The following is a 22,105-nucleotide window of genomic DNA, read 5'->3' as shown; positions in this document are numbered from 1 at the left end:
CTACCCTCCTATTGCGTCGCGGCTTTGAGCGGCCGCTTGGTCCTGTGAATCGGGCACGCAGGCCGATTGGGGAAACTCAAGCCATCTTACACGACCATGGGCCAGGTCGTATATGGCTCCCACCACACAAAAGGCGCCCGAGGCGACCCCCTCCCGGATGGCCTCGCTTTTGTCCAGAATCGTCCGCAGGGTCTGCCGGACGTTTTCCTCGATGGCCCGGTTCAGAACCTGCCCGTCCTCGGCCTGGGGCATGTCGGCCATGGCCCGGTGCACCGACGGGGCTATGCCGTCGAGCAGATCGCGCAGGCCCTGCTCCGGCGGATGGTCGCCGCCTTGCACCATTTCCATGGCCGCGGTGACCGCCCCGCAGCCGGTGTGGCCCAGCACCACCAGCAGGGGCGTGTGCACGTGCATCATGCCGTACTCCACCGAGGCCAAGGCGGCGGAGTCCAGGGCGTGGCCCGCGGTGCGCACCACGAACAGGTCCATGATGCCCACGTCGAAGATTATCTCCACCGGTACCCGCGAATCGGAGCAGGAGACCACCGTGGCCATGGCGTGGTCGGCCTGGTTGCCCAGGTGGGCCTGCTGACGCCGCTCTCGGTCGCTGCGGGGATGGTGGCGGATGTCGTGGGTGAAGCGGTGGTTGCCCTCGCTCAACTCGTCCAACACCTTTTGGGGCTCGGGTTTGTCCGGCTTCCTTTGGTGTCCGGCGGCTTTTTCCTTGCTCATCTTATTTTACCCTCCCGTGGCCCGCGCCGGCGGCAATCCGAGCTGCCAGACGCCGCCCTGGCGCAAAGTTACCCCCATTTGCTCCAACAATTCCCCCGGCAGCGGCTCCGGCTCCCTCTCCAGCTGCGTCTCCAGGCTGAGCAGCGCCCCCTCGTCGCCGCTGGTTAGGACCAGGCGCAGCAGCGAACCCCGAGCCGCTGCGGCCACCACCGCGGCCAGGGCCCGCCACAGCAGGCGCTCGTAATCCAGGGTGGCCAGGCCCACGCTCAGGCTCTCGGGCAAATCCAGCTCCAGGGTGACGTTGTTGAGCGCCGCCTGCCGGGCGAAGATCCCCGCGATGAGCCGGGCCCCCTTGGCCGCGTCGCAAACCGGGCCGGTTTCCTCGGCGCTGTGGGCGAAGGCGTTGAGGCGCTTGACCGCCTGGTCGGCCCGGCCCACCCGCTCGATCACCCGCCCGATGAGCTGGTGCAGCCGCTCGGGGTCGGCCTCGCGGCCCTTGGCCGCGGCGATCTCCAGCATCTCGCTGATCAGGTGGGTCTGCTCGTTGATCACCGCCAGCTCGTTTTTGATCTCGTGGGTGGCGTTGCGCGTCACCTGCCCGAACAGCTCCGCGTACCCGGCTTGCCCCGCGTTGCCCTCCGGCATCAGCTCTGCTCCGTTTTCCCGCCGCCCTGCATCTGGGCGACGAGGTCGTCGATGTCCACCGGCTTGACCAGGTACAGATCGGCCCCCATGTCCAGGGCGCGGTCCAGGTCTTCCGGCGAGCTGTGGCCGGTCAGCAGGATGATGCGCGCCTCGGGCCGGGCCGCCTTGATGGCCTGGATGGCCTCGTAGCCGCTCAACCCGGGCATCTTCAAATCCAGCACCACCCAGTCGTAGGGCTGCTGCTGGATCATCTTCAAGCCCTGCTCCCCGCTGGTGGCCCAGTCGCTGTCGATGTCGCGGATCTCCATGCGCTCCGACAGGGTGGTCACCAACTCCTTCTCATCGTCGATGAGCAATACCTTCATCTCAAACTTCCATTCTTGCGGCGTCCTCGCCACCGGGGCCTTCCAGGCGGTGGGGACGCTGCTTGACGGGCAGGTACACGATGAAAGACGTGCCCTGTCCCAACTCGCTCACCACTTCGATGTGTCCGCCGAGCTTTTGCACGATTCCGTAGGTGATGGACAGACCCAGGCCGGTGCCCTTCTCCCCCTTGGTGGAGAAGAAGGGCTCGAAGATGTTCTGCAAATCCTGGCTGGCGATGCCCATCCCGTTGTCGGTGATGGTTATGGCCACCTGCTCATGGGCCCGGTTGGCCACGGAGATGTCGATCTTGTCGCCGTCTTCCACCGCGGCCAGGGCGTTGTTGAGGATGTTGAGCAGCACCTGCTGGATCTGGCCCTTGTCGGCCTCCAGGGCGGGCACGTCGCCGGGGATGTCCACGTTGATGTCGATGTTGCGGTATTGGGCCTCCCGGCCCAAAAAGCCCAGCACCTCCTTGATCAACGGCTCCAGGTGGATCTGCTCGGACTTGACCGGCAGATGGCGGGCGAAGCCCAGCAGGCGGTGGGTGATCTCGCTCACCCGGCGCACCGAGTCCTTGATCACCTTGATCTGGTCCATGAACTTGTCCTTGCGCGGGAAGTCCTCGCCCATGGACAGGATGTCGCCCATCAGGCCCACCTTCTCGTTGATGATGGCCACCGGGTTGTTGATCTCGTGGGCCACCCCCGCGGCCAGGCGGCCGATGGAGGCCAGCTTGTTGGTGTATTCCACCTCGTGCAGCATGGCCACCCGCCTGAGGTCGGCCTCGTAGATGCGGTTGACCAGGGTGGCCGAGCCCCACCAGATGACCACCAGGATGGCGGCCACCGAGACTGCCACCATCACGATGACGTTGATCCTAAGCAGGTCCCACTTTTGCAGCGCGGCCGCCGGCTGCTTGGCCACCACCAGATAAAAGGGCGAGCCCTCCACCTTGGCCGTGGCCACCAGGAAGGGCGGGCCGCCGTTGGGGTTGGTCTCGCTCACCACGCCGCTTTGCGCCAAGGGCTGGGGCAGGGCCTTCAGGCGGGTGAGCACCCCGCCGAACCAGGTGGAGGGGGTCTGCAGGACCCCTTCGCTGTTGACCAGGAAGATGTCGCCGATAGGGTGCAGGTCGGTGGCCGAGAGCAGGCTGTTGAGCTTGCCGGTGTCGATGGTGGCCCGTAGCACGTAGGTCTGGTCGTCGGGGCCCTCGTGGCGCACCGCGATGACGAAGTGGGGGAAGTTGCGGTGGCCCAGGAACACATCGCTGATGTAGATGCCCCGGATCTGCACCTCCTTGTACCAGTCCTGGTCCTTGTATTCGCGCCCCTCCAGGTTGTAGGGGCCGATGTAGGCCCGCTGGATGCCCTGGCTGTCGATGAGTCCCAGGTCCACGAAGCCGCCGAAGCTCATGCGCAGGCGCCGAAACACCGTGGCTATGTGGCGCAGGTCGGCCAGCTGCTCAAAGGAGTTGGCCAGGTTCACGTAGGTGAGGGCGCTGCGGCGCTCTTCCAGGAAGTTGGCCAGCTGCACCTTGTTGACCGCCAACAGGCGCTGCACGTGGTTGGTTATCTCGTTGCGTTGCAGCTGATACTGCTCTTCGAACTGGTAGAAGTTTATGCCCGCCAAAAACACCAGGGGGGCCAGGGTGACCGCTATGGCCGAAAACAGGGTGGTGCGCCACAGCCGGCGATAGTTCAAGAGCTCCAGCTCGGAATCGCTGCGATTCCAAAAAGGCGGCTTGATTTTACCCCAGATGCCCAAGATCAATCTCCCTGCGAGCGCACCTTCTCATAGGCGGCCTGCATGGTCTCCGAGAGCTTGTCGATGTCCACCGGCTTCTCCAGGTAGGCGAAGGCCCCCAGGCCCATGCATTGCTCCATGTCGCGGGCCGAGCCGTGGCCGGTGAGGATGATCACCTCCACCTTGGGGTAGTCGTGCTTGATGCGCTTGAGCACCTCGATGCCGTCGATGCCCGGCATCTTCAGATCCAGCACCAGCACCTCGGGCTCGTCCTCGGCCACCATCTTGAGCGCCTGCTCGCCGTCGTAGGCCACGGCCGAGCCGATCTCCCTGAGCAACAGGCGCTCGGACAGGGTCTGGGCGAACTCGCGCTCGTCGTCCACCAGGAGCACCTTGGAGGGCAGATGGAAGTCGGCCTGGCGATACACGTCGGCGTGGTAGAAGCCGGGGCCGGCCTCCACCGAGACCTCTCCCACCCCCGCCACCTTGCGGGCCTGCTCTTCCAGCTCGGCGCTCAGCTTGTTCAGGCGCAGCACCTTCTTGTTCACCTGGATGTCTATCTTGCCGCCCACGGCCGACACCTGGATGTCCTTGTTGCTGTGCCCCTGGGCGGTGAGCGCCTGCTCCACCTGGGCGGCCAAAAGGAAGTCCTGGGCGGCGCGGCGCGAGGCGTCGTTCACCTGGAGGGGGCCCCCCTGGGCCTGCCCGGCGATGAACTTGGCCGCCTCGGCGGGGCCGCTTTTTTCCATGGGCAGGAGGATGTCGTAGAGCTTGGCGTCCCAGGGATCGCTCTCCAGAAGGTATTCGGCCCAGCGGATGGTCGATTCGTCGTCGCGGTGCACCCGGGCCAGGGACTCCTTTTCGCTCAGGCCCAGCTCCCGGGCGGCCCGGGCGGCCCGCCATTTGGTCTCGGCGATGAGGCAGGCCTCCAGCACGTGGGTGATGGAGCGGGGCACCAACAGGGAGACGTGGCCCAAGAGCACCAGGCCTTCCTTCTCGACGAGTAGCTTGGCCGTGGCCAGCTTCAGGGCGGCGACCGCCCGCTCCTTTTCGTGGGAAAACTGGTTGAAGATGGAGGTGCGGCCGTAGATGGCCCGGCGCACTATGCCCGCCGCCGGGCCGCCGTTGCGGTCCACCATGCCGATCAGGTCCTCGTCGCGCATCAGCTCCACGTTCAGGCGCGAAGCCACGTCTTGGGCCACTTCCTCGGCTCCGCAAAAGGAGCCGCTCATAATGGTAACCACGCTCATGATTTATGCTCCCTCGCCCACGTGGACCTGGTCCAGCGGGCAGACCGACGTCAGGGGGCAGGACTCCTCGCGGGAATCCCGGTGCGCCGACTCGTGGATGGCGGCGATGGCGTTGGCCGCCAGGGGATAGATGTGATCTTCCCCGATCTTGGCCAGCAAGTGGGTTCGCTGCATCACGTCCATCACCCCCTCCTTGATGTGGGAGAAGCTGATGTCGTAGCCGGCGCTGCGCACCCGGTCTATGACCAGCGACAAGGCCTCCTCGCCCGAGGCGTCTATGTCGTTGATGCCGTTGGCCACCACCAGTATATGCTTCAGGTTGGGCATGTGGCGGATTCTCTCGTCGATCTGATCCTCCAGGAAACTGGCGTTGGCGAAGAACAAGGGTCCGTCGAAGCGGATCACCGCCACGTGCTCGCACTGGCGCAGTTGGAAGTGCTCGGCGTCGCGCAGGGCGCAGTCGTTGTGCATGGCCAGGGCGGCCACCTTGGGCCGCATGCTCTTGTAGAGGAACATGAGCAACGAGAGCACCACGCCGATCATGATGCCCTTGTCCAGGTGGGGGGCGTAGGCCAGGGTGCAGATGAAGGTGATGATGCTGATGGCCCCGTCATACCACTGGGCCCGCCAGGCGTGCACGAAACCGGTGACGTTGATCAGTCCCACCACCGCCATCATGATGACCGCGGCCAACACCGCCTGGGGCAGGTTGTAGAGCAGGGGGGTGAAGAACAAGAGCACGATGACCACCATCAGGCTGGTCACCACGCTGGACAGGCCGGTGAAGGCGCCGGCCTGCAGGTTCACCGCCGATCGGGAGAAGGAGCCCGACACCGGATAGCTCTTGCCCAGGCAGCCGATGATGTTGGCCAGGCCCTGGCCGATCAGTTCCTGGTTGGGGTCCAGGCGCTGGCCGGTCTTGGCGGCCATGGCCTTGGCGATGCTGATGGCCTCCATGAAGCCCAACAGCGAGATGATGATGGCGTAGGGGAAAAGTTGCAGGCCCACGCCCCAGTCCAGCTTGGGGATGGACAGGGTGGGCAGGCCCGGCGGGATTTCGCCCACCACCGCGCCGCCGCCCATCATGGTCAGCTTGGCGGTGTCCAGGGGACGGTTGCCCACCTTTACGCGCCAGGTGCGGCCGTCGGTCTGGCTGCCCGTCGGCTGGGTTCCCTCCAGGTAGAAGCGCAGGCCGCCGTCCGGCTGGGGCACCCCCACGAACTTGTGGTCGCGCAGGGTGGTGCGCAGGTGGTGGGCCTTGCTTTTTTCCAGCTCGATGAGGGCGGTGTCCAGGGAGGCCTCCTGCTTGAGCTTGAGGCCCTCCAGCGACTCGTTGCCCTGGCTCTGGGTGACCTGCTGCACCTTCTGGTTCACCTGGGCCCGGGCGTCGCCCAACTCGGTGATGCGCCTCACCTCGTGGTTGAACTCGCTGATCTGCCCGCGCACCTCGGGGGACATGATGGCGGCCATATCCACCCTGGCGTCGTGGTGGAAGCCGGTGGCCCAGGAGACCAGGGTGGCCACGGCCACCGCCACCAGCACATAGGGGATCTTGGGGTTGAGCCTTTTCAGCCCGTACATGACCGCGAAGGCCCCCACCCCCATGACCAGGGTGGGCCAGTGGGTGTAGTCGAAGGCGGCCAGGATCACCCGCCAGATCGTCTCGTAGTGATGCTCGGCCTTGTCCACGTAGACCCCGAACATCTTGGAGAGCTGGCTGGAGGCGATGATGATGGCCGCCGCGTTGGTGAAGCCGTTGACCACCGGGTGGGACAGGAAGTTGACCACCAGGCCCAGGCGCAGTATGCCCAGGGCCAGCTGGAAGATGCCCACCACCAGGGCCAAGAGGATGGCGTAGGCGATGAAGGCCTCGCTGCCCGCCGTGGCCAGGGGCTCCAGGGAGGCGCTGGTCATCAGAGAGACCACCGCCACCGGGCCGGTGGCCAGCTGCATGCTGCTTCCGAACAAGGCGGCGATCATGGGCGGCAAAAAGGCCGCGTAGAGGCCGTAGTAGGCGGGCAGCCCCGCCAACTGGGCATAGGCCATGGATTGGGGTATCAACACCAGGGCCACGGTGATGCCGGCAATGGCGTCCACCCGAAAGGCCGATGCGCTGTAGTTGCGGAACCAGCCCAAAAAGGGCAGCAGGCGCACTAGAATGCCCGGCTCCGCGAGTTTGCCGTTGCTTTTGCTCATTCTTCCAGTCCGAATTTTTTGATCTTGCGCCACAAGGACACGCGATCGATGCTCAGTATTTCGGCCGCCCTGGTCTTGTTGCCCCCGGTGTGCTCGAGCACCTGCCTGATGTACTCGCACTCCTTCTCTTCCAGGGTGGGCAGCCGCCCCTCCTCCTGATCCGCGGCCCCCGCCGCGGCCCTGACCTCCTCGGGCAAGTCCGCCACCTCCAGGCCTCCCCCGGAGCGCAGCGTCACCGCCCGTTCGATGATGTTCTCCAGCTCGCGCACGTTGCCCGGAAAGCGATAGGCCATGAGCATTTCCATGGCCTCCCGCGACAGCTCGCTGGCCTCCTTGCCCTGGCGCTCGGCGTGCTTGCGCAAAAAGTGCTGGGCCAGCAGCGGGATGTCGTCGCGGTGCCAGCGCAACGGCGGCAGCTCCAGACGCACCACGTTGATGCGGTAGTAAAGGTCCGAACGAAACACGCCCTGCTCCACCAGGGACCCCAGGTCGCGATGGGTGGCGGCCACGATGCGCACGTCCACCGGGATGGGCTCGGTGCCGCCCACCCGGGTCAGCTCCTTTTCCTGGATCACCCTGAGGAGCTTGACCTGCATGGCCTTGGGCATGTCGCCGATCTCGTCCAACAGAACCGTGCCCCCGTTGGCCGCCTCAAAGAGCCCCGGCTTGGTGGCGGTGGCCCCGGTGAAGGAGCCCTTCTCGTGGCCGAACAGCTCGCTGACCAGAAGCTCCTGGGCGAAGGCGGCGCAGTTGAAGGCCACGAAGCGCTTTTCGGCCCGATGGCTGGCGTGGTGCAGGGCCCGGGCGAACAGCTCTTTGCCGGTGCCGGTCTCGCCCACGATGAGCACGCTGCTGTCGCTGGGGGCCACCTGGGCCACCACCCGGATCAGCTCCTGGATGCGCGGGTGGTTGCCCACGATGCCTTCCACCCCGTCGCGGGCCCGAAGATCCTGCTTGAGGCTCTCCACCTCCTTGGTGAGGCGGGCCTTTTCCAGGGCGTGGGCCACCTGGGCCCGCACTTCGTCTATCTTGTAGGGCTTGGCGATGTAGTGGAAGGCGCCGCGCTTCATGGCCTGGATGGCCGAGTCCACCGAGGCGAAGGCGGTGAGCATGATCACCTCGGTGTCCGGGGTGGAGCGCTTGACCTCCTCCAAGACCCGCATGCCGTCCACCTTTTCCATGCGCAGGTCGGTGAGCACCAGGTCGAAGGAGCGCTTGGCCAAAAGCTGCAGGGCCTCGGTGCCGCCGGAGGCGGCGGTCACCTGGTACTCGCCGCCGTGCTCCAGGATGTGCTGCAGGTTGCGCCGGGCCAGGGCGTCGTCTTCCACGATCAGGAGCTTGGGCTTGGGGCTCATCCTCTAGCTCCTCTCATCGTCCATGGGCAGGGTGATGATGAAACGGGCCCCCCGGCCGGGGCGGCTCTCGGCCTCGACGCGGCCGTGGTGGCGCTCCATGACCCCGTAGACGATGGACAGACCCAGGCCGGTGCCCGCCCCCACCTCCTTGGTGGTGAAGAAGGGGTCGAAGATGCGCGGCAAGACCTCGGCGGGGATGCCCGGCCCGGTGTCCTCCACCACCAGCTCCACCCGGCGGGTCTGGGCCAGCAGGCGGGCGGTGATGGTGAGTACCCCCTCCTCGCCCATGGCCTGCACCGCGTTCATGGCCAGATTGAGTAAGGCCTGCACCATGTGGGCCTTGTCCATCTGCACCTGGATGCCCTCGGGCACCAGCAGGCGGGTCTGAATCCCGGCGGGCACCTCGCCCCGGATCAGCTTGAGGCTCTCCCGCACCACGGTGCGCAGGTTTTCCGGGCGCAGCCGAAACTCGCGCTGGCGGGAAAACTCCAAGAGGGAGCTGACGATATCGCGGGCCTTGGCCACCTGCTGGTCGATGGCCGCCAACAGCTCGCGGTGATACTCGTCCACGTCGCGGTCCAGCTCCTCCAGCAGAATCTGGCAGGAGGTGGAGATGTTGTTCAGGGGGTTGTTGAGCTCGTGGGCCACGCCGCTGGTCAGGGTGCCCAGGGCGGTGAGTTTCTCGGTCTGGATCACCTGTTCGTTGTTGCGCCTGAGCTGGCTGACCATGCGGTTGAAGGCGTTGACCAGGCTGCCGATCTCGTCGCGGTGAGTTGGCCGGGGAAGGGTCTGGTAGTCGCCGTGGGCCACCACCTCGGTGGCCGCCTCGATGGTTTGCAGGGGGCGGATCAGCCGGGCGATGAGGGCGTAGGCCAGCCCGCCCCCCAGCCCGGCCAACAGCGCCAGGAAGGCCACCAGCAGGGGGCGGTATTCCCGCAGCAGGTCGGTGATGCCCTGGCGCTCGGCGCGGGCCAACACCTCCAGGCGCGAGATCAACTCCTTGCCCGAGGCCCTGAGCCGGGTCACCGCCTGATCCATGCGGGCCACCCCGGCGTCGCCGTTCAGGTGCTCGCGCACCCAGATGAACTGGCGGCGGTAGTCGGCCGAGAGCTTTTGCAGCCCGGCGATGGCCGCTTGTCCGTGGCCTCGCACCAGGTGCTCGCGGTCGTTGGCCAGCATGGCCTCGTAGCGGTCCAGGTAGTCCAGGGCCAGGCTGTAGTCCTGATCGTGGCGGTATAGGAAATAGTTCTTCTCGTAGCGCCGGGCCTCCAGGACCATGTTGACCATGCCGTCGGCCTGGCTGAGGAAAACCAGCTTGCGCTCCATGCCCAGGAAATAGCTGTAGCTGAGCGCCCCGAAAAGGGCCATGCCCAAAAAGGCGGCCGCGAAGCCCACCGCCAGGCGAACCCGGATTTTGCTAAGCCCCTGCCAAAGCCCCATGGCGTTCTCCGCTCTTGCCCCGGCCGGTAGGGATCGGCGCCCCCGGAGGCCCGCGAACAGGCCCCGAAATCCGGCCGGCAACGGGCCCGGCCTATGCGCGATTCCGGCTTGCATACCCCTGATTGCATGTAAGATTCATGCCAAGGGGATATAAGCCACGACCCAACCGGTGATTATAGTTGTGAAATTTACCTCAATCGCCGCTCGGTCCCGGCCGGTGGCGCCGTTGCCATATGCAACACCCATGGGGGGGATAATCGCCAAATAGCCAGGCTATTTCAGGCAATTATAGCAAATATAACGAGGCGCTTGCAGGTGTTTCATAATTCAACGAAAGGCGGCTCACCGGAGGGCGCCAAGCATGTGGCGATCCGGGTGAAGGAAGGCGGCGGCCTCCTCTGGCCCCGGCCGGGCCGCCTCCTGCGGGCGGCACCGGCCAGGGCGCTCGACTATTTGGACGCGGGCCTTTCGCCCTTGGGCAGCTTCTCCCCCTTGGGCATCACTTCCTTGCCGCTGCCATAGGCGGGGTAGACCCAGCCGCCGGGCACGAAGCCGACCTTGGGGGCCACCAACTCCTTGTACAACTCGGGCCGCCGGTCCTTGAGGTAGTTGCTTTCCGGGTGGCTGGCCCCGTAATAGGCCGGGACCACGTCGGCGACCAGCATGGTGTCCTGCTGATGGCCCGCGGCCACGATCACGTCGCCGTGGGGCCCGCAGATGATGGAGTTGCCCCGGTAGTGCCACTCGACCCCTTGGAGCGACTCGTAGCCGCAGTGGTTGCTGTAGGCGAAGAAGATGTTGTTGGCGTAGGCGTAGGCCGGGATGAGCAAGCGGGAGATGTCGGGGTAGGGGATGGCGCTGCGCTTGCCGTCCGGCTGGGTGGCGTAGCAGTCGGCCGCGGTGGGGCCCACCACCAGCTTGGCCCCCCGGAGGGCCAGGGCGCGGGTCAGCTCGGGAAACTCGCACTCGTAGCAGTTGAGCACGCTCACCGGGAAGCCGTTGACCATGAACACCGGGCAGAGCTTTTGGCCGAAGCTCCAGTTGGCCCGCTCGTCCCGGCCCCATAGGTGGGTCTTGCGGTAGCTGACCACCAGGCCGCCGTCGGCCCCGATCACCGCCACGCTGTCGAAGTATTGCGTCTTGCCGCCGGGGCCCTTGGCCTTTTCGGCGTAGGGCACCAACAGGGTCATGTTGTATTTCTTGGCTATGGCCCGGCACTGGGTGACGATGGGGCCGTCCACGGTCTGGGCCTCCTGGTGGGCCTCGGGGCGGCTCATGGTGTAGCCGTTGACGTAGAGCTCCGGGAAGCTGAGCAACTGCACCCCGCGCTGGGCCGCTTGCTTGACCGCCTCTTCCAGGCGGGCCAGGTTCTTGGCCACGGCTCCCTGGCCGTAGGCCCCCTGGGCCTGGTAGATCCCCAGGCGCACCCCCTGGCCCGGCCGGGGCACGGCGGCGTACACGCTCATCTTGAACATGAGCTGGCGGTAGCTCTGCATCACCTTGGCGTCGTAGCGGGGCGAGCAGCAATCGGGCACCGGGCCGGCCCCGGCCGATGCCGCCAGGGTCAAGGTCAGCCCCAGAGCCAGTAACAACCTTTTCATAGCGCCTCTCCCCGGGGCCGCCCAAAGCCCCTGCCTGGGTTGGTGTTTACCCAGCAATACCTTTTTGGGGAGGCCTAACGCAAGCGGCGCGGACTGCGATGGCCACGGCGGGCACCGGAAATTGGCGGCCATAAGCCTTAGCGCCAAACTATGGTTAGTGTCGCATTCGTGTCAAATGTTGAGACATGTGTAGCAGTTTGGAAAGACATTTCCGGCCAGAGAAAAATACCATCTATTAAGTATCGATTAAAAACATTGACTGTATCTAAGCGCTTATCCTTAACGTTAAGTTAGGCCGACAAGTGGCATAAATGTTGCTCTAAGAAACACAAAACATACTTGCAATAATTAGGTTGGTCCGTATTTTTTCTCCGATAATTGGTTCCTGCCCCAAACCCGGTGAAGAAAATGTCGATTGGTCCGTGGTTTCCTGAAACCCAGCGGAGGAGTGCGCCTATGGCTTGATGCTTGGAATTAATCACCGAACAGATTTTTGCCAAGCCACACCTCTGATACGTCCTCCTTGACGGCTTAGATCCATTAATTTTTTACTATTTTTTAGTTTTTTTCGAAGAGATTAGGGGAGGAATAATCGTGAGACAGAGTCTGGTTAAGCTGGTTCTACTTCTTCTGGTGACTGTTGCGTTCTTGTCCGTGGCCGGACAAGCCATGGCGGAAAACAAGTACATGCCCAAACCCTCTAAATGGGGACCGGACGACCAGATCGGCAACGCCAATTACCTGACCCCCAAGAAGGTCATGGAGGCGGTAAAGCTGGTCAAGGAGGGCAAGGTCTTCGACCTGGGCAACGAGTATTACAAGGGTTTCCCCGCCTACCCCCCCCGCGACGTTTTTGTTTGGCTGTTGGTCCACGGCCTGACGGTGGACCCCCCGCGCGGCTACGACAAGGCCACGGACATGGAGGAATTCGTGGCCATGTCCACCGGCCTGTCCACCCAGTTGGACGGCTTCGCCCACGTAGGGCACAACCACGTCTTTTATAACGCCACCCCCCAGAAGGACATCGTGGCCGCCTCCGGCGCCAAGAAGTTCGGCATGGAGACCGTGCCGCCCCTGGTGACCCGGGCGGTGCTGGTGGACATGGTGGATTATTTCGGGCGCAACCTGGGCGACGCCGAGGAGATCAGCCTGAAGGACTTTGAGGCCTGCCTGGCCAAGCATAAGCTCACTATCCAACCCGGCGACGCGGTGCTGGTCAACACCGGCTGGATGCGCCTGCTGGGCAAGGAAGACAAGAGGTTCGCCTCCAGCAACCCCGGCATCAGCGAAGATGTCGCCTGGTATCTGGTGGGCAAGGGAGTGGTCGGCGTGGGCACCGACCAGTGGTGCACCGAGGTCTACCCCCACAAGGGATTCCCCAAGGACCTCTATAACGCGGCCTTCCTACCCGGCCACGTGGCTCTGCTGGGCAACGGCATCTACCAGTTCCAGAACCTGCGCCTGGCCGATCTGGCCGCGGCCTGCAAAAAGGACGGCAAGTACGCGTTCTTCTTCAATTTCACCCACCCCAAGATCAAGGGGACGGTGCAGGGCATCGGTCAGCCCATAGCCATCAAGTAGCGGCCAAGAACCTACCTGGCGCCGGGCGGCGCATCCTTTGACGCATCACCCGGTCCGCCCGGCGCCCTCTCCCGGGGGCCGTAGGCGTCTTGCCCGCAGGGCGGCGTTTACGGCCCCGTTTCGTGGCTCGGGGCAGACCGGCCTCAGCCCACCCGCTTCATGCCGCGCAGGCAGCGCTCGGTGAGTTCCTGGTAGATCTTTAGCCCCTGGGCGGTGGCCGCCAGGCGCCGCTCGCTGAGCGGGCCCTTGATCTGGGCCGGGTTGCCCTGGGCCAGGTGAGCGGGGGGCACCTCCATGCCGGTGGGCAAAAAAGAGCCCGCGGCCACCATGGCCTCGGCCCCCACCTTGACCCCGGCCAGGAGCACCGCCGCCATGCCGATGAAGGCCCGGTCATAGACCAGCGCATCGTGCAGGATGGCCCCGTGGCCCACGATCACCCCTTGGCCGATTATCACCGCCCGGCCGGGGTTCATGTGCAGCACGCAGTTTTCCTGCACGTTGCTGCCCCGGCCCACCTCGATGCGCCCCAGATCGCCCCGTAGCGCCGCCCCGGCTCCGATGAAGCAGCCCGCCGCCACGCTCACCTCGCCGATGAGCGTCGCCTGGGGATGCACGTAGGCGCCGGGGTCCACCCGGGGCGTCTTGCCTTCGAATTCATAGAGCGCCAAGTCCGCCTCCTTGTCGGCGCCGGCTGGAAAAGTCGGCTTACCCGCCGGGAGCGCCGGGTTGGTTATGGCCCAAACAAAAACCGTCGGCCGCCGGGCAAGGGGCTTGGCGAGGATTGCTCACCCGTCCCTCTTGTCCGAATGCCGACGGCGGGCCGATGGCGCGGGGATCTGGCCGCGATAGTGGGGTTCGCGTAAGCGCTACCCGCGCCCTCGGGCCCTACATGCCGCTGCCCGGCTTGCCCACCGGCTTGGTGGCAGGCGGTTTGTCGCCCTTGCCGGACTTGCTCTTGGAGCGCTTGCGAGTTTCGAAACGCTTGCGCTGTTGTTCGAGGTATTCCTGGTAGCCTTCCATCTGGCCCTTGCTGAGCACCTTGCTCAGGGCCGTCTGGGTCCGCAGGTCCACCTGATGCACCTGTTCAAAGGTCTTGGCCATCTCCTGAGGGTTGTTGCTGGCTTCGCACTGGGCGAACAGCGCGGCCTTCTTGTCCTCGCCCGCCTTGAGGATCTGCTTTACCTGAACCGCCTGCTCGGGCTTTAGTTTCAAAAGCGGAGTCAGCTCCGCCATGGTTTTATCCAGGCGCTGGGCGGGGTCCAGCGTCTGCCCGTCGCCGGGAGGCGGCACCGGCGGCAGGCCGGCGGGCGCCGGGCGGGGGTCGCCGCCGCAGCCCACGGCCGCGGCCAGAAGCAGGAAGGGGACCAGGTATCGGATCAGGTAGCGGACCATATTTGATGCTCCAAGTTAAAAAGTGGTTTTCTTCGCCGTGGGCCCGTCCGCCTATCCGCTGGCTCCCACCGCGCTCTGGGTGACGTAATCCTGGGACACCCAGCCCATCACGCCGCCCGGAGTGCGCACGTAGACCCAGGAACCGCTGCGCCCCTGGATGGCCAGGTCGACCCCCAGGTTGACCACCTGCACCACCGGGTAGGCCAGGCCGGGACCGCTACGCACGTTCAAGGCCTGGGAGATGACCGTGGCCACGCCGGAGGAGCCTTGGGCCGGAGCCACCACGCCGTTGGGGGCGCTGAGCACGCCGGGAGAGGTCACGGCCACGGGAGGCGACACCACCACGTAGCCCCCCGGCGCGGGCCGGTAGTAAACCCCGCCGTAGGTATAATAATTGACCCCGCCGAATAGCACCACCCGGAAACCGGCAGGCAGGACGCCGATCGTCAGGCCCAACGGCGGAAACACGGGCCAATAGGCTCCCCGCCAGGGCCGGTAGTAGCGCCCGCCCCAGAACCAGTAGGGGGCGCCCCGGTACACCACCCGGTAATGGCCCGCGGGCGGCCGTCCGTACCAGCCGGGTCCGCCGGGGCCATATCCGGGGCCGCGGCCGGGCCCGCCTCCCCAACCGCCGCCGTGGCCGCCGCCGCGCCCCTGGGCCGCGGCGGGCGAGGCAAGGCCAAGGATGCAAAGGCTCAGGACGGCAAATACTATGAGCATGGCGCTGCGAGGGGCTTTGTCTAAGCGCAACATGTTTTTCCTCCTTTAATACAAAGCATAAGGCGTGGTTATTCGGTAAGCAAAAAAGATGCCCGCGCTTGCTGCGCGCGAAAATTTGAGTGAATACTCAGTTTAACCGAAGAGTTGCTGTCGAGTTTCTTGGCAGGGACTCGGCGGGGGAGACAATAACTGTAACTTTTTTATACGGTTGCCCGGGGGGATGGGAAAATTTTTTGCCCCGTGGGGGCCCAAAAAAAGTCCCGGCCGCCAAGGGCCGGGACGCGTGGAATATGAAACGGCGGCGCGGGGTTTATTTGGCGGCGCGCATATGCTCGGGGCCGCGCACCACCAGCACCGGGCAGGGGGCATGGCGCTGCAGTTTTTCCGCCACGCTGCCAAAGAGCACCCCGGCCACGTCGCTGTGCCCCTTGCTGCCCACCACCAAGAGGTCCGTCCCCATTTCTTTTACGGCGTGGATTACCTCTTCCCAGGGAAGGCCATGTTTGAACATGACCTCGATGTCCACGCCCTGGGACCGCGTCAGGTAGTCTTTTTCGATCGACTCCCGGTGCGCGTCGACGGTTTCCCGGATGATCTTGTCGCGATCCAGGCCCTCCACGTCGTATTGCGCCAGGGTGTCCAGATAGCGGGTATCGATGACGTTGAGCAGGACCAGCTTGGCGCCCAGGGCTCTGGCCAGCATCAGGGCGTGCAGGAAGGTGTCCTCGGAGTATTTGGAAAGATCTATGGCGGCAACTATCTTCTTAATTTCCATTTGATCGGCGGGCATCACAACTTCCTTTGCATCTGGTTAAGAACTATATTGGGCCGCTTGGCCCCGGCATCTAGTTTTTTTGTGCCACTAATTCGGCGCGATGGCCAGCGTTATCGCCAAATTTAGGCCGAAACAAAGGCGAGACCGGAGCCGGTTGGTCCCTGGCTAATCCATCGGTACCCGGTCCTGGTGGCTCGGGGGAGTGGAGACCACCAGGAAACAAAGATCCTCCCCTCCCTGGTTGAGCAGGCGGTGGGGGGTGCCCGGCGGCACGGCGAGGCCCTGGCGGGCGGCGATGGTGACGGTTTCACCCGGCAACACCATGGTGGCCTGGCCGGACAGGACGTATAAAAACTGCTGGGAGCGCCGGTGGTAGTGGTGCGCCTCGGCCCCGCCGGGAGGTACGCGTTCTTCGATCACGCTGAGGGCCTCCGATTTGAGCAGGTGCCAACCGTCGCAGATTTCGCCCCAGGTGTAGTGTTCGGCGTTATCCGGGCTGACGACTTTCATGATCTCCCCCCTTTGGCTGGGTTTTGCCTGCCGGTGCCGCCGGTCCTAGGCCTGGCCGGTCTGGGCGTAGCCGCGTTCCCCGGCGGGGATGAACAGGGCCACCAGGGCGCTGAGCAGGGGCAGCACGGTGACGATGTGCATCACCGTGGCCACGCCCCACTGGTCGGCCACCGCCCCCATGAGGGTGGCTCCGATGCCGCCCAGGCCCATCGCGAAGCCCACCAACAGGCCCGACACGGTGCCTGCCCGGTCGGGCAGGATCTGCTGGCCCATGACGATGACCACCGACCAGGTGGACAACAGCACCCCGCCCACCAGGGCCAGCACGATATAGAGCATCAGGCCCGGCTGGAGCATCTGCAGCCAGATCATCAGGGGGGTGATCACCGCGATGCTCACCACGAAGAAGAGCTTGGGGCCCACCTTCTCGGCCAAGGGGGCACCGGCCAGGGTGCCCACCGCCCCGGCGGCCAAAAAGACGGTCAGCAGGGAGCCGCCGGTCACCGCGTCGCCGTGCAGCACGTTGACGTAATAAAAGGGTATGAAGGTGGCGATGCCGGTGTGCACCCAGGCCCGGAGGGTCACCGCGCCCATGAGGATGCCCAGGGGCTTGAGCCGGCCCCGCAGCGGCTTGCGCTGGGCCGCGGCCTCCCGCTGGGGAGTCTTGCCGTTCTTGTGGGTCAGGTGGCGCCAATAGGCCACGATGGCTCCGGCCGCCGCCAGGCCGGGCAGGCTGAACAGCAGGGTGCCGTGCATGCCGCCCCAGGCGTAGAAGGCCATGATCATAACCGGGCCCAGGGCCAGGCCCGCGTTGCCCCCCACCATGAACCAGCTCACCCCCACCACCTTGCGCGATCCGGCGGAGCCCAGCACTCCCTTGAAGGCCTCGGGGTGGAAGCTGGCCACCCCCAGGCCGGAGAACACCACCACCGCCATCAGGGCCAGGTAGCTGGGGCACAACCCCACCAGCCCGAAGCTCAGCCCGGAAATCGCCACCCCCGCCGGCACCAGCCAGCGCAGGCTGAGGCGGTCGGTGAGGTCGCCGAACAGGGGCTGGATCACCGAGGAGGTGAGGTTCATCACCATGATCAGGGCTCCGGCCTGGGCGTAGCTCAGGGAATGCACCTGCTTGAGTATGGGCAAAAAGGCGGGCAGGGCACCGGTGGTGGTGTCGGTGACCAGGTGGGCCAGGATCAACAGGATGAGGGCTTTGGCGTCCATGAGAAATCCACTATGAGCTACGGCCGGTCCAGGGACCGGCCGGAAATATTACCTACCTAAAATATTATAGGGGCGGTCAAGCCCCAAGAAAAGCATACCCCCTACGGCAGGGTTTGTCGCCGCCCGCCGAGGCGAGGGGCCGGGCGAAAATGGGCCGGGGCCACAACGGCCCCGGCCCGGCATCAGGAGGGAAAAGGGTCACGCCGCTTGGCGATGACCCAGGAAAGCCACGATCCGGTCTCGCAGCTTAGGCAAAGCAAAATTCACAAAGGACGTTCCCTGATGAAAAGCCAGGTAGAGACGTCCGATTTTGGCTATGGACCTTAGAAGCAACGAGCATGCCATGTGGGCGCGAAGGGGAAAGACAAAGGGTAACGGGCTGTTATGAAACAAAAAAGATGCCGGGATAATTGGGGGGCGGCAGAGCAAAGTATTACGCCGCGGTAAGGACGCCGCCGCTTAGATACCTCGGGGTACGTTTAGGCGGGCGGCGGGCACAAGAAAACCGGGCCCGAAGGCCCGGCTTTTTGCCGAAATGGGTTGGGTCAGTCCACCAGGATGCGCTCGTCGGGCTTGGCCTCGCCAGGGGCGCACAGAGAGGCGTCGGCCGCCTTGCGCCCGGGCAACACCAGGTTCAAAACCACCCCCAGCACCCCGGCCAGGCCGATGCCCGCCAGCTTGAAGGTGCCGATGGGCAGGGCCATGCCTCCGGTGCCGAAGATGACGATCAGGGCCACGATGGTCATGTTCCTGGGGTGCATGAGGTCGTGCCCGGCCCGGACCAGGGTGTTGACCCCCACCACCATGATGGCCCCGAACAAGAGCACCATGATGCCGCCCATCACCGGGGCGGGAATGGTGAGCAAGAAGGCCCCCAGCTTGCCCACGAAGGCCAGGGCCATGGCCACGATGGCTGCCCAGGTCATGATGGCCGGGTTGAAGGCCCGGGTGAGGGCCACCGCGCCGGTCACCTCGGAATAGGTGGTGTTGGGCGGGCCGCCCAGAAAAGAGGCCAGGCTGGTGGCCAGCCCGTCGCCCAGCATGGTGTTCTTGATGCCCGGCTCCTTGAGGTAGTCGCGGCCGGTGATGCCCCCGATGGCCAGGATGTCGCCGAAGTGCTCGATGGCCGGGGCGATGGCGATGGGCACGATGTAGAGAACCGCCTCCAGGTTCCAGGTGGGCAGGGTGAAGGCCGGCATCGCCAGCCAGGGGGCCTTGGCCACCGAGGAAAAGTCCACGATGCCGTAGAAAAGCGCCAGGGCGTAGCCCACGCCGATGCCCACCAGGATGGGCACCAGGCGCAGCCAGCCTTTGGCCAGCAGGGACACGGTGATGGTAACCGCCAGCGACACCAGGGAGATGATCAGGGCGGTGCTTTGGGGGAAAAGCACCGCCGAGCCGTCGCCGGTCTTGCCCAGGGCCATGTTGACCGCCACCGGGGCCAGGACCAGGCCGATAACCATGATCACCGGGCCGGTGACCACCGGGGGCAACACCCTCTTGAGAATGTCCGGCCCGCCGATGCGCACCACGAAGCTGATGATCACGTAGAGCCCGCCGGCCGCGGCCAGGCCGCACAGGGTGCCCGGCACCCCCCAGGTCTGGGTGCCGTAGATGATCGGGGCGATGAAGGCGAAGGAGCTGGCCAGGAAAACCGGCACCTTGCCCTTGGTGATGATCTGGAACAGCAGGGTGCCCGCCCCGGCGGTGAACAGGGCCACGTTGGGGTTGAGGCCGGTGAGTAGGGGCACCAGCACCAGGGCCCCGAAGGCCACGAAAAGCATCTGGGCTCCCAGCAGGAGGCCCTTGGGCGAAAAATGGTAATCGGGATTGGAAAGCTCGCTCATGGCCACTCCCCGGCTGGAAGGTGAAGCAATATAAAAGAACCTATTTGGTTCCGAAGATCTTGTCCCCCGCGTCGCCCAGGCCGGGCAGGATGTAGCCGTTTTCGTCCAGGCCGTCGTCCACCGAGGCGGTGTAGATGTCCACGTCGGGGTGGGCGGCCTCCACCCGGGCGATGCCCTCGGGCGCGGCCACCAGGAAGATGCCCCGGATCTGGGTGCAGCCCGCCTGCTTGAGCAGCTCGATGGTGGCCGTCAGGGTGCCGCCGGTGGCCAGCATGGGGTCCAGGATCAGGGCCATGCGGTGCTTCATGTGCTTGGCCAGCTTGACGTAATACTGCACCGGCTGCAAGGTCTCTTCGTTGCGGTAAAAGCCCACCACGCTCACCTTGGCTCCGGGGATCATGTCCAGCACCCCGTCCATGAGGCCCAGGCCGGCCCGCAGGATGGGCACCACGGTGATCTTCTTGCCCTTGATCTCCTCCACCTCCACCTTGCCCGCCCAGCCCCGAATGGTCTTGGGCTCGGTGGTCAGGTCCTTGGTGGCTTCGTAGGTGAGCAAGAGGCTCACCTCGCTGGCCAGGGCCCGGAAGCTGGAGGTGCTCAGGTCGTGCTTGCGCAAAAGTCCCAGCTTGTGGCGGACCAGGGGGTGGTCGACGACGAAAACAGCCAAGGGGGCCTCCTTGCGGGTGAGGGTGCGTGAAAAGCTTCCTTTTTCTAATGGAACACAACCCCCGGGTCAACCCGCTTGTTGCCCCGTCCGATTTCCGCCGTTTACTGAAACCATAATCGATTCGCTCTCGGCCCGGTAATTGGGCCGCCCGTTTTGAGCGCGTGGACGGACCGCCGCCCCCCCAACGGCGGTGGACGACATTCTTCTGGTTCTGATCGGGGGGGCCCCGAGGGGCCCGATTCGGTTTCCCGGCGCGCCGCCTAGGGCTTTGGGGCCTTGATAAGCTCCACCGCCTGGCGGGGCAGGTAGATCTTGCCGGTGGGTTCGGCATAGACCACCACCCCTTCCAGGGCGATCTCGCGCCCGTCCAGCAGCAGCCGGTTTTGGTTGAGCGGCAGGCGGGCAGCGCCGCCCTGGCGTCTTATCTCCACCACCCTCTGGCCCGAGGCCTCTTGCCGCAGGCTCACCCGCTCGGGGCCGAAGGCCTGCTGCGCCTCCACGAACAGCCTCTGGCTAAGCGCCTTCAGGTCCAGACCCAGGGCCTGGGCGGTGAAGCGGCCCAGTTGGGGGCCGTCCAAGGTGCCGTGGGGGCTGCCCGGCCCGTAGGCGAACAGGGGCACGTCGCCGCCGGTGTGGCCGTGGGTGGTCCAGCCCACCACGGTGTGGGAGCGGCAGAATATCTCGCCCACGCCGAACCAGGGCTCGTATTTCTTGGGGTAGAGCTTGGCCTGGCTCGCGGCGGCGATCATGGCCTGGGCCTCGGAGGGGCTTACCGCCGCGCCCCAGTGTTCCCGCAGGGCCCGGCGCAGCTTCACCGGGTTGGGGTTGTCGCCCATGGTGCGCCAGATGGCCGGGGCGGACATGCGCATGGCCCTGAGCGGGGCCAGCATTTGCTCCAGGCCGGTGGTCATGTAGTCGATCTGGGTGGAGGCGTTGCCCAGGGTCATGCCCCCGGTGTTGTGGTCGGAAAAGGCCAGCACCAGGGTGTGGCCGTCTTTTTTGGCGAAATCCAGGGCCACCTGCACCGCCCGGTCGAACATGAGCAAATCGCCGATCAGGTGGGCCGGGTCGTTGGCGTGGCAGGCCCAGTCGATCTGGCTGCCCTCCACCATCAAAAAGAAGCCCTTGGGGTTGGCGTCAAGGATTTCCAGCGCCTTGGCGGTCATGGCCTCCAGGGTGGGCTGCCCGGGGGCCAGGGTGGGGCGGTCGATCTCGGCGGCCAGATGGCTGCCCGCGAAAAAGCCCGCCACCTTGCCCGGCTTTGCCTGGGCCAGCTCCTCGGCGCTCCGGGGCAGTTGGTAGCCCCGGCCGGAAAGCCGGGCCCACAGGTCTTGCCCGTCGCCGCGCTTGCCGCCCTGGGCCTGGGGCAGGCAAAGGCGGCGGCCGCCGCCCAGGAGCACCGTGGCCCCCTGATGCAGCATCTGCTCCATGATGTCGCTTTCCTGGTAGCGGGAGGGCACATGGGCCAGATAGGCCGCCGGGGTGGCGTGGCTCAGGCGCGAGGTGGCCACCAAGCCCACCGACTTGCCGGCCAGGCGGGCCCCTTCGGCCACCGTGGCCAGGGGGCGGTAGGGCTCGGCCGGGGCGGGCAGGCCGGGCAGGGTGGTTTCGGCCGGGGCCATGCCGATGACCCTCTGGCCGCTCCTCACCCCCGTGGCAAAGGCGGTGGCCGCCGGGGCCGAATCGGCTATCACCGAGTTGGCGATGTAGGTGCGCACCTGGCCCACGGCCATGGTGTCCAGGGCCAGGGGCGCGCCCTTGTACCAGCGGGCCAGGGTGTATTGCTCGCTGCCGCAACCGTCGGCGATCATCACAATGAAGTTGCGGGGGGGCGGGGCGCCGGGGGCGGACAGAGGGAGGGTGAGCAAGATTGGCAGAATTATAGCCTTTAAAAACAATGACTTGACGCGAGCCACCTCTTGTCCTCCAGCTAGTGGACCTGGCCTTGGGGCAAAACCCTGCCCTCCCAGACTACGCCGACTCGGCCGGGATCAACTTGACGTTTTGACGGCAATTCGCCGCGGCTCGGCCCCCTTCTTCTATCGACTAAACCCAGGCCAAGGT

At 65.4% G+C, this 22,105-nt stretch carries 19 protein-coding genes; 1 reads left to right on the top strand and 18 read right to left on the bottom strand.

The genetic code is table 11. From position 1 onward, the window contains the following. The 9 genes from AACH32_RS19510 to AACH32_RS19470 form a co-directional block, all read right to left on the bottom strand. Positions 1 to 732, bottom strand: coding sequence for a carbonic anhydrase (locus AACH32_RS19510; RefSeq protein ID WP_338603359.1), 732 nt, complete (start codon positions 730 to 732; stop codon positions 1 to 3). A gap of 6 nt (positions 733 to 738) precedes the next feature. Next, on the bottom strand, positions 739 to 1,377 hold the full coding sequence (locus AACH32_RS19505; protein WP_338603355.1) for a hypothetical protein: 639 nt from the start codon (positions 1,375 to 1,377) through the stop codon (positions 739 to 741). Beyond that, positions 1,377 to 1,742: a response regulator gene (locus AACH32_RS19500; protein WP_338603353.1), complete on the bottom strand. Its 366-nt coding sequence runs from the start codon at positions 1,740 to 1,742 to the stop codon at positions 1,377 to 1,379. The genes AACH32_RS19505 and AACH32_RS19500 overlap by 1 nt, the downstream gene beginning before the upstream one ends. A 1-nt stretch (position 1,743) precedes the next feature. Further along, a complete protein-coding gene (locus AACH32_RS19495; protein WP_338603351.1) occupies positions 1,744 to 3,507 on the bottom strand; it encodes a sensor histidine kinase in 1,764 nt (587 codons plus the stop codon). A 2-nt stretch (positions 3,508 to 3,509) separates the two neighbouring features. Continuing rightward, a complete protein-coding gene (locus tag AACH32_RS19490) occupies positions 3,510 to 4,736 on the bottom strand; it encodes a response regulator (protein ID WP_338603349.1) in 1,227 nt (408 codons plus the stop codon). A gap of 3 nt (positions 4,737 to 4,739) precedes the next feature. Beyond that, positions 4,740 to 6,896 carry a SulP family inorganic anion transporter gene (locus AACH32_RS19485; RefSeq protein WP_350341601.1) on the bottom strand — a complete coding sequence of 719 codons (2,157 nt, stop codon included), beginning with the start codon at positions 6,894 to 6,896 and terminating at the stop codon, positions 4,740 to 4,742. 32 nt (positions 6,897 to 6,928) lie between these two features. After that, positions 6,929 to 8,287 carry a sigma-54-dependent transcriptional regulator gene (locus tag AACH32_RS19480; RefSeq protein WP_338603345.1) on the bottom strand — a complete coding sequence of 453 codons (1,359 nt, stop codon included), beginning with the start codon at positions 8,285 to 8,287 and terminating at the stop codon, positions 6,929 to 6,931. Positions 8,288 to 8,290: 3 nt separating this feature from the next. Then, entirely contained in the window at positions 8,291 to 9,727 is a 1,437-nt protein-coding gene (locus AACH32_RS19475; RefSeq protein WP_338603343.1) for a sensor histidine kinase, read from the bottom strand. A gap of 449 nt (positions 9,728 to 10,176) precedes the next feature. Continuing rightward, complete coding sequence (locus AACH32_RS19470) at positions 10,177 to 11,328, bottom strand: carbon-nitrogen hydrolase family protein (RefSeq protein ID WP_338603341.1); 1,152 nt, start codon at positions 11,326 to 11,328, stop codon at positions 10,177 to 10,179. A gap of 594 nt (positions 11,329 to 11,922) precedes the next feature. Here AACH32_RS19470 and AACH32_RS19465 point away from each other — a divergent pair. Then, on the top strand, positions 11,923 to 12,909 hold the full coding sequence (locus AACH32_RS19465) for a cyclase family protein (RefSeq protein ID WP_338603339.1): 987 nt from the start codon (positions 11,923 to 11,925) through the stop codon (positions 12,907 to 12,909). Between the two features lie 143 nt (positions 12,910 to 13,052). Here AACH32_RS19465 and AACH32_RS19460 read toward each other — a convergent pair whose 3' ends face one another. The 9 genes from AACH32_RS19460 to AACH32_RS19420 form a co-directional block, all read right to left on the bottom strand. After that, complete coding sequence (locus tag AACH32_RS19460) at positions 13,053 to 13,577, bottom strand: gamma carbonic anhydrase family protein (RefSeq protein WP_338603337.1); 525 nt, start codon at positions 13,575 to 13,577, stop codon at positions 13,053 to 13,055. A gap of 217 nt (positions 13,578 to 13,794) precedes the next feature. Further along, positions 13,795 to 14,301: a hypothetical protein gene (locus AACH32_RS19455; protein WP_338603335.1), complete on the bottom strand. Its 507-nt coding sequence runs from the start codon at positions 14,299 to 14,301 to the stop codon at positions 13,795 to 13,797. A gap of 51 nt (positions 14,302 to 14,352) precedes the next feature. After that, on the bottom strand, positions 14,353 to 15,054 hold the full coding sequence (locus AACH32_RS19450; protein WP_338603332.1) for a DUF6515 family protein: 702 nt from the start codon (positions 15,052 to 15,054) through the stop codon (positions 14,353 to 14,355). 277 nt (positions 15,055 to 15,331) lie between these two features. Continuing rightward, positions 15,332 to 15,811 (bottom strand): universal stress protein, encoded by a 480-nt coding sequence (locus AACH32_RS19445; RefSeq protein WP_338603329.1) that lies wholly within the window; start codon positions 15,809 to 15,811, stop codon positions 15,332 to 15,334. Between the two features lie 150 nt (positions 15,812 to 15,961). Continuing rightward, a complete protein-coding gene (locus AACH32_RS19440) occupies positions 15,962 to 16,306 on the bottom strand; it encodes a cupin domain-containing protein (protein ID WP_338603326.1) in 345 nt (114 codons plus the stop codon). A 45-nt stretch (positions 16,307 to 16,351) separates the two neighbouring features. After that, positions 16,352 to 17,527 (bottom strand): MFS transporter, encoded by a 1,176-nt coding sequence (locus AACH32_RS19435; protein WP_338603323.1) that lies wholly within the window; start codon positions 17,525 to 17,527, stop codon positions 16,352 to 16,354. Between the two features lie 545 nt (positions 17,528 to 18,072). Further along, entirely contained in the window at positions 18,073 to 19,374 is a 1,302-nt protein-coding gene (locus AACH32_RS19430; protein WP_338603321.1) for a uracil-xanthine permease family protein, read from the bottom strand. 40 nt (positions 19,375 to 19,414) lie between these two features. Further along, positions 19,415 to 20,041: a uracil phosphoribosyltransferase gene (gene upp, locus AACH32_RS19425; protein WP_338603319.1), complete on the bottom strand. Its 627-nt coding sequence runs from the start codon at positions 20,039 to 20,041 to the stop codon at positions 19,415 to 19,417. A 260-nt stretch (positions 20,042 to 20,301) separates the two neighbouring features. After that, the gene (locus AACH32_RS19420; protein ID WP_338603316.1) at positions 20,302 to 21,909 is read right to left on the bottom strand and encodes an alkaline phosphatase; all 1,608 of its coding nucleotides are present in this window, start codon (positions 21,907 to 21,909) and stop codon (positions 20,302 to 20,304) included. Positions 21,910 to 22,105 lie beyond the last annotated feature (196 nt).

It is taken from the genome of Desulfoferula mesophila, from assembly GCF_037076455.1.
Lineage (GTDB): Bacteria > Desulfobacterota > Desulfarculia > Desulfarculales > Desulfarculaceae > Desulfoferula > Desulfoferula mesophila.
Note: the sequence above shows the minus strand (reverse complement) of the source record. Positions and strands in the feature narration are given on the sequence as shown.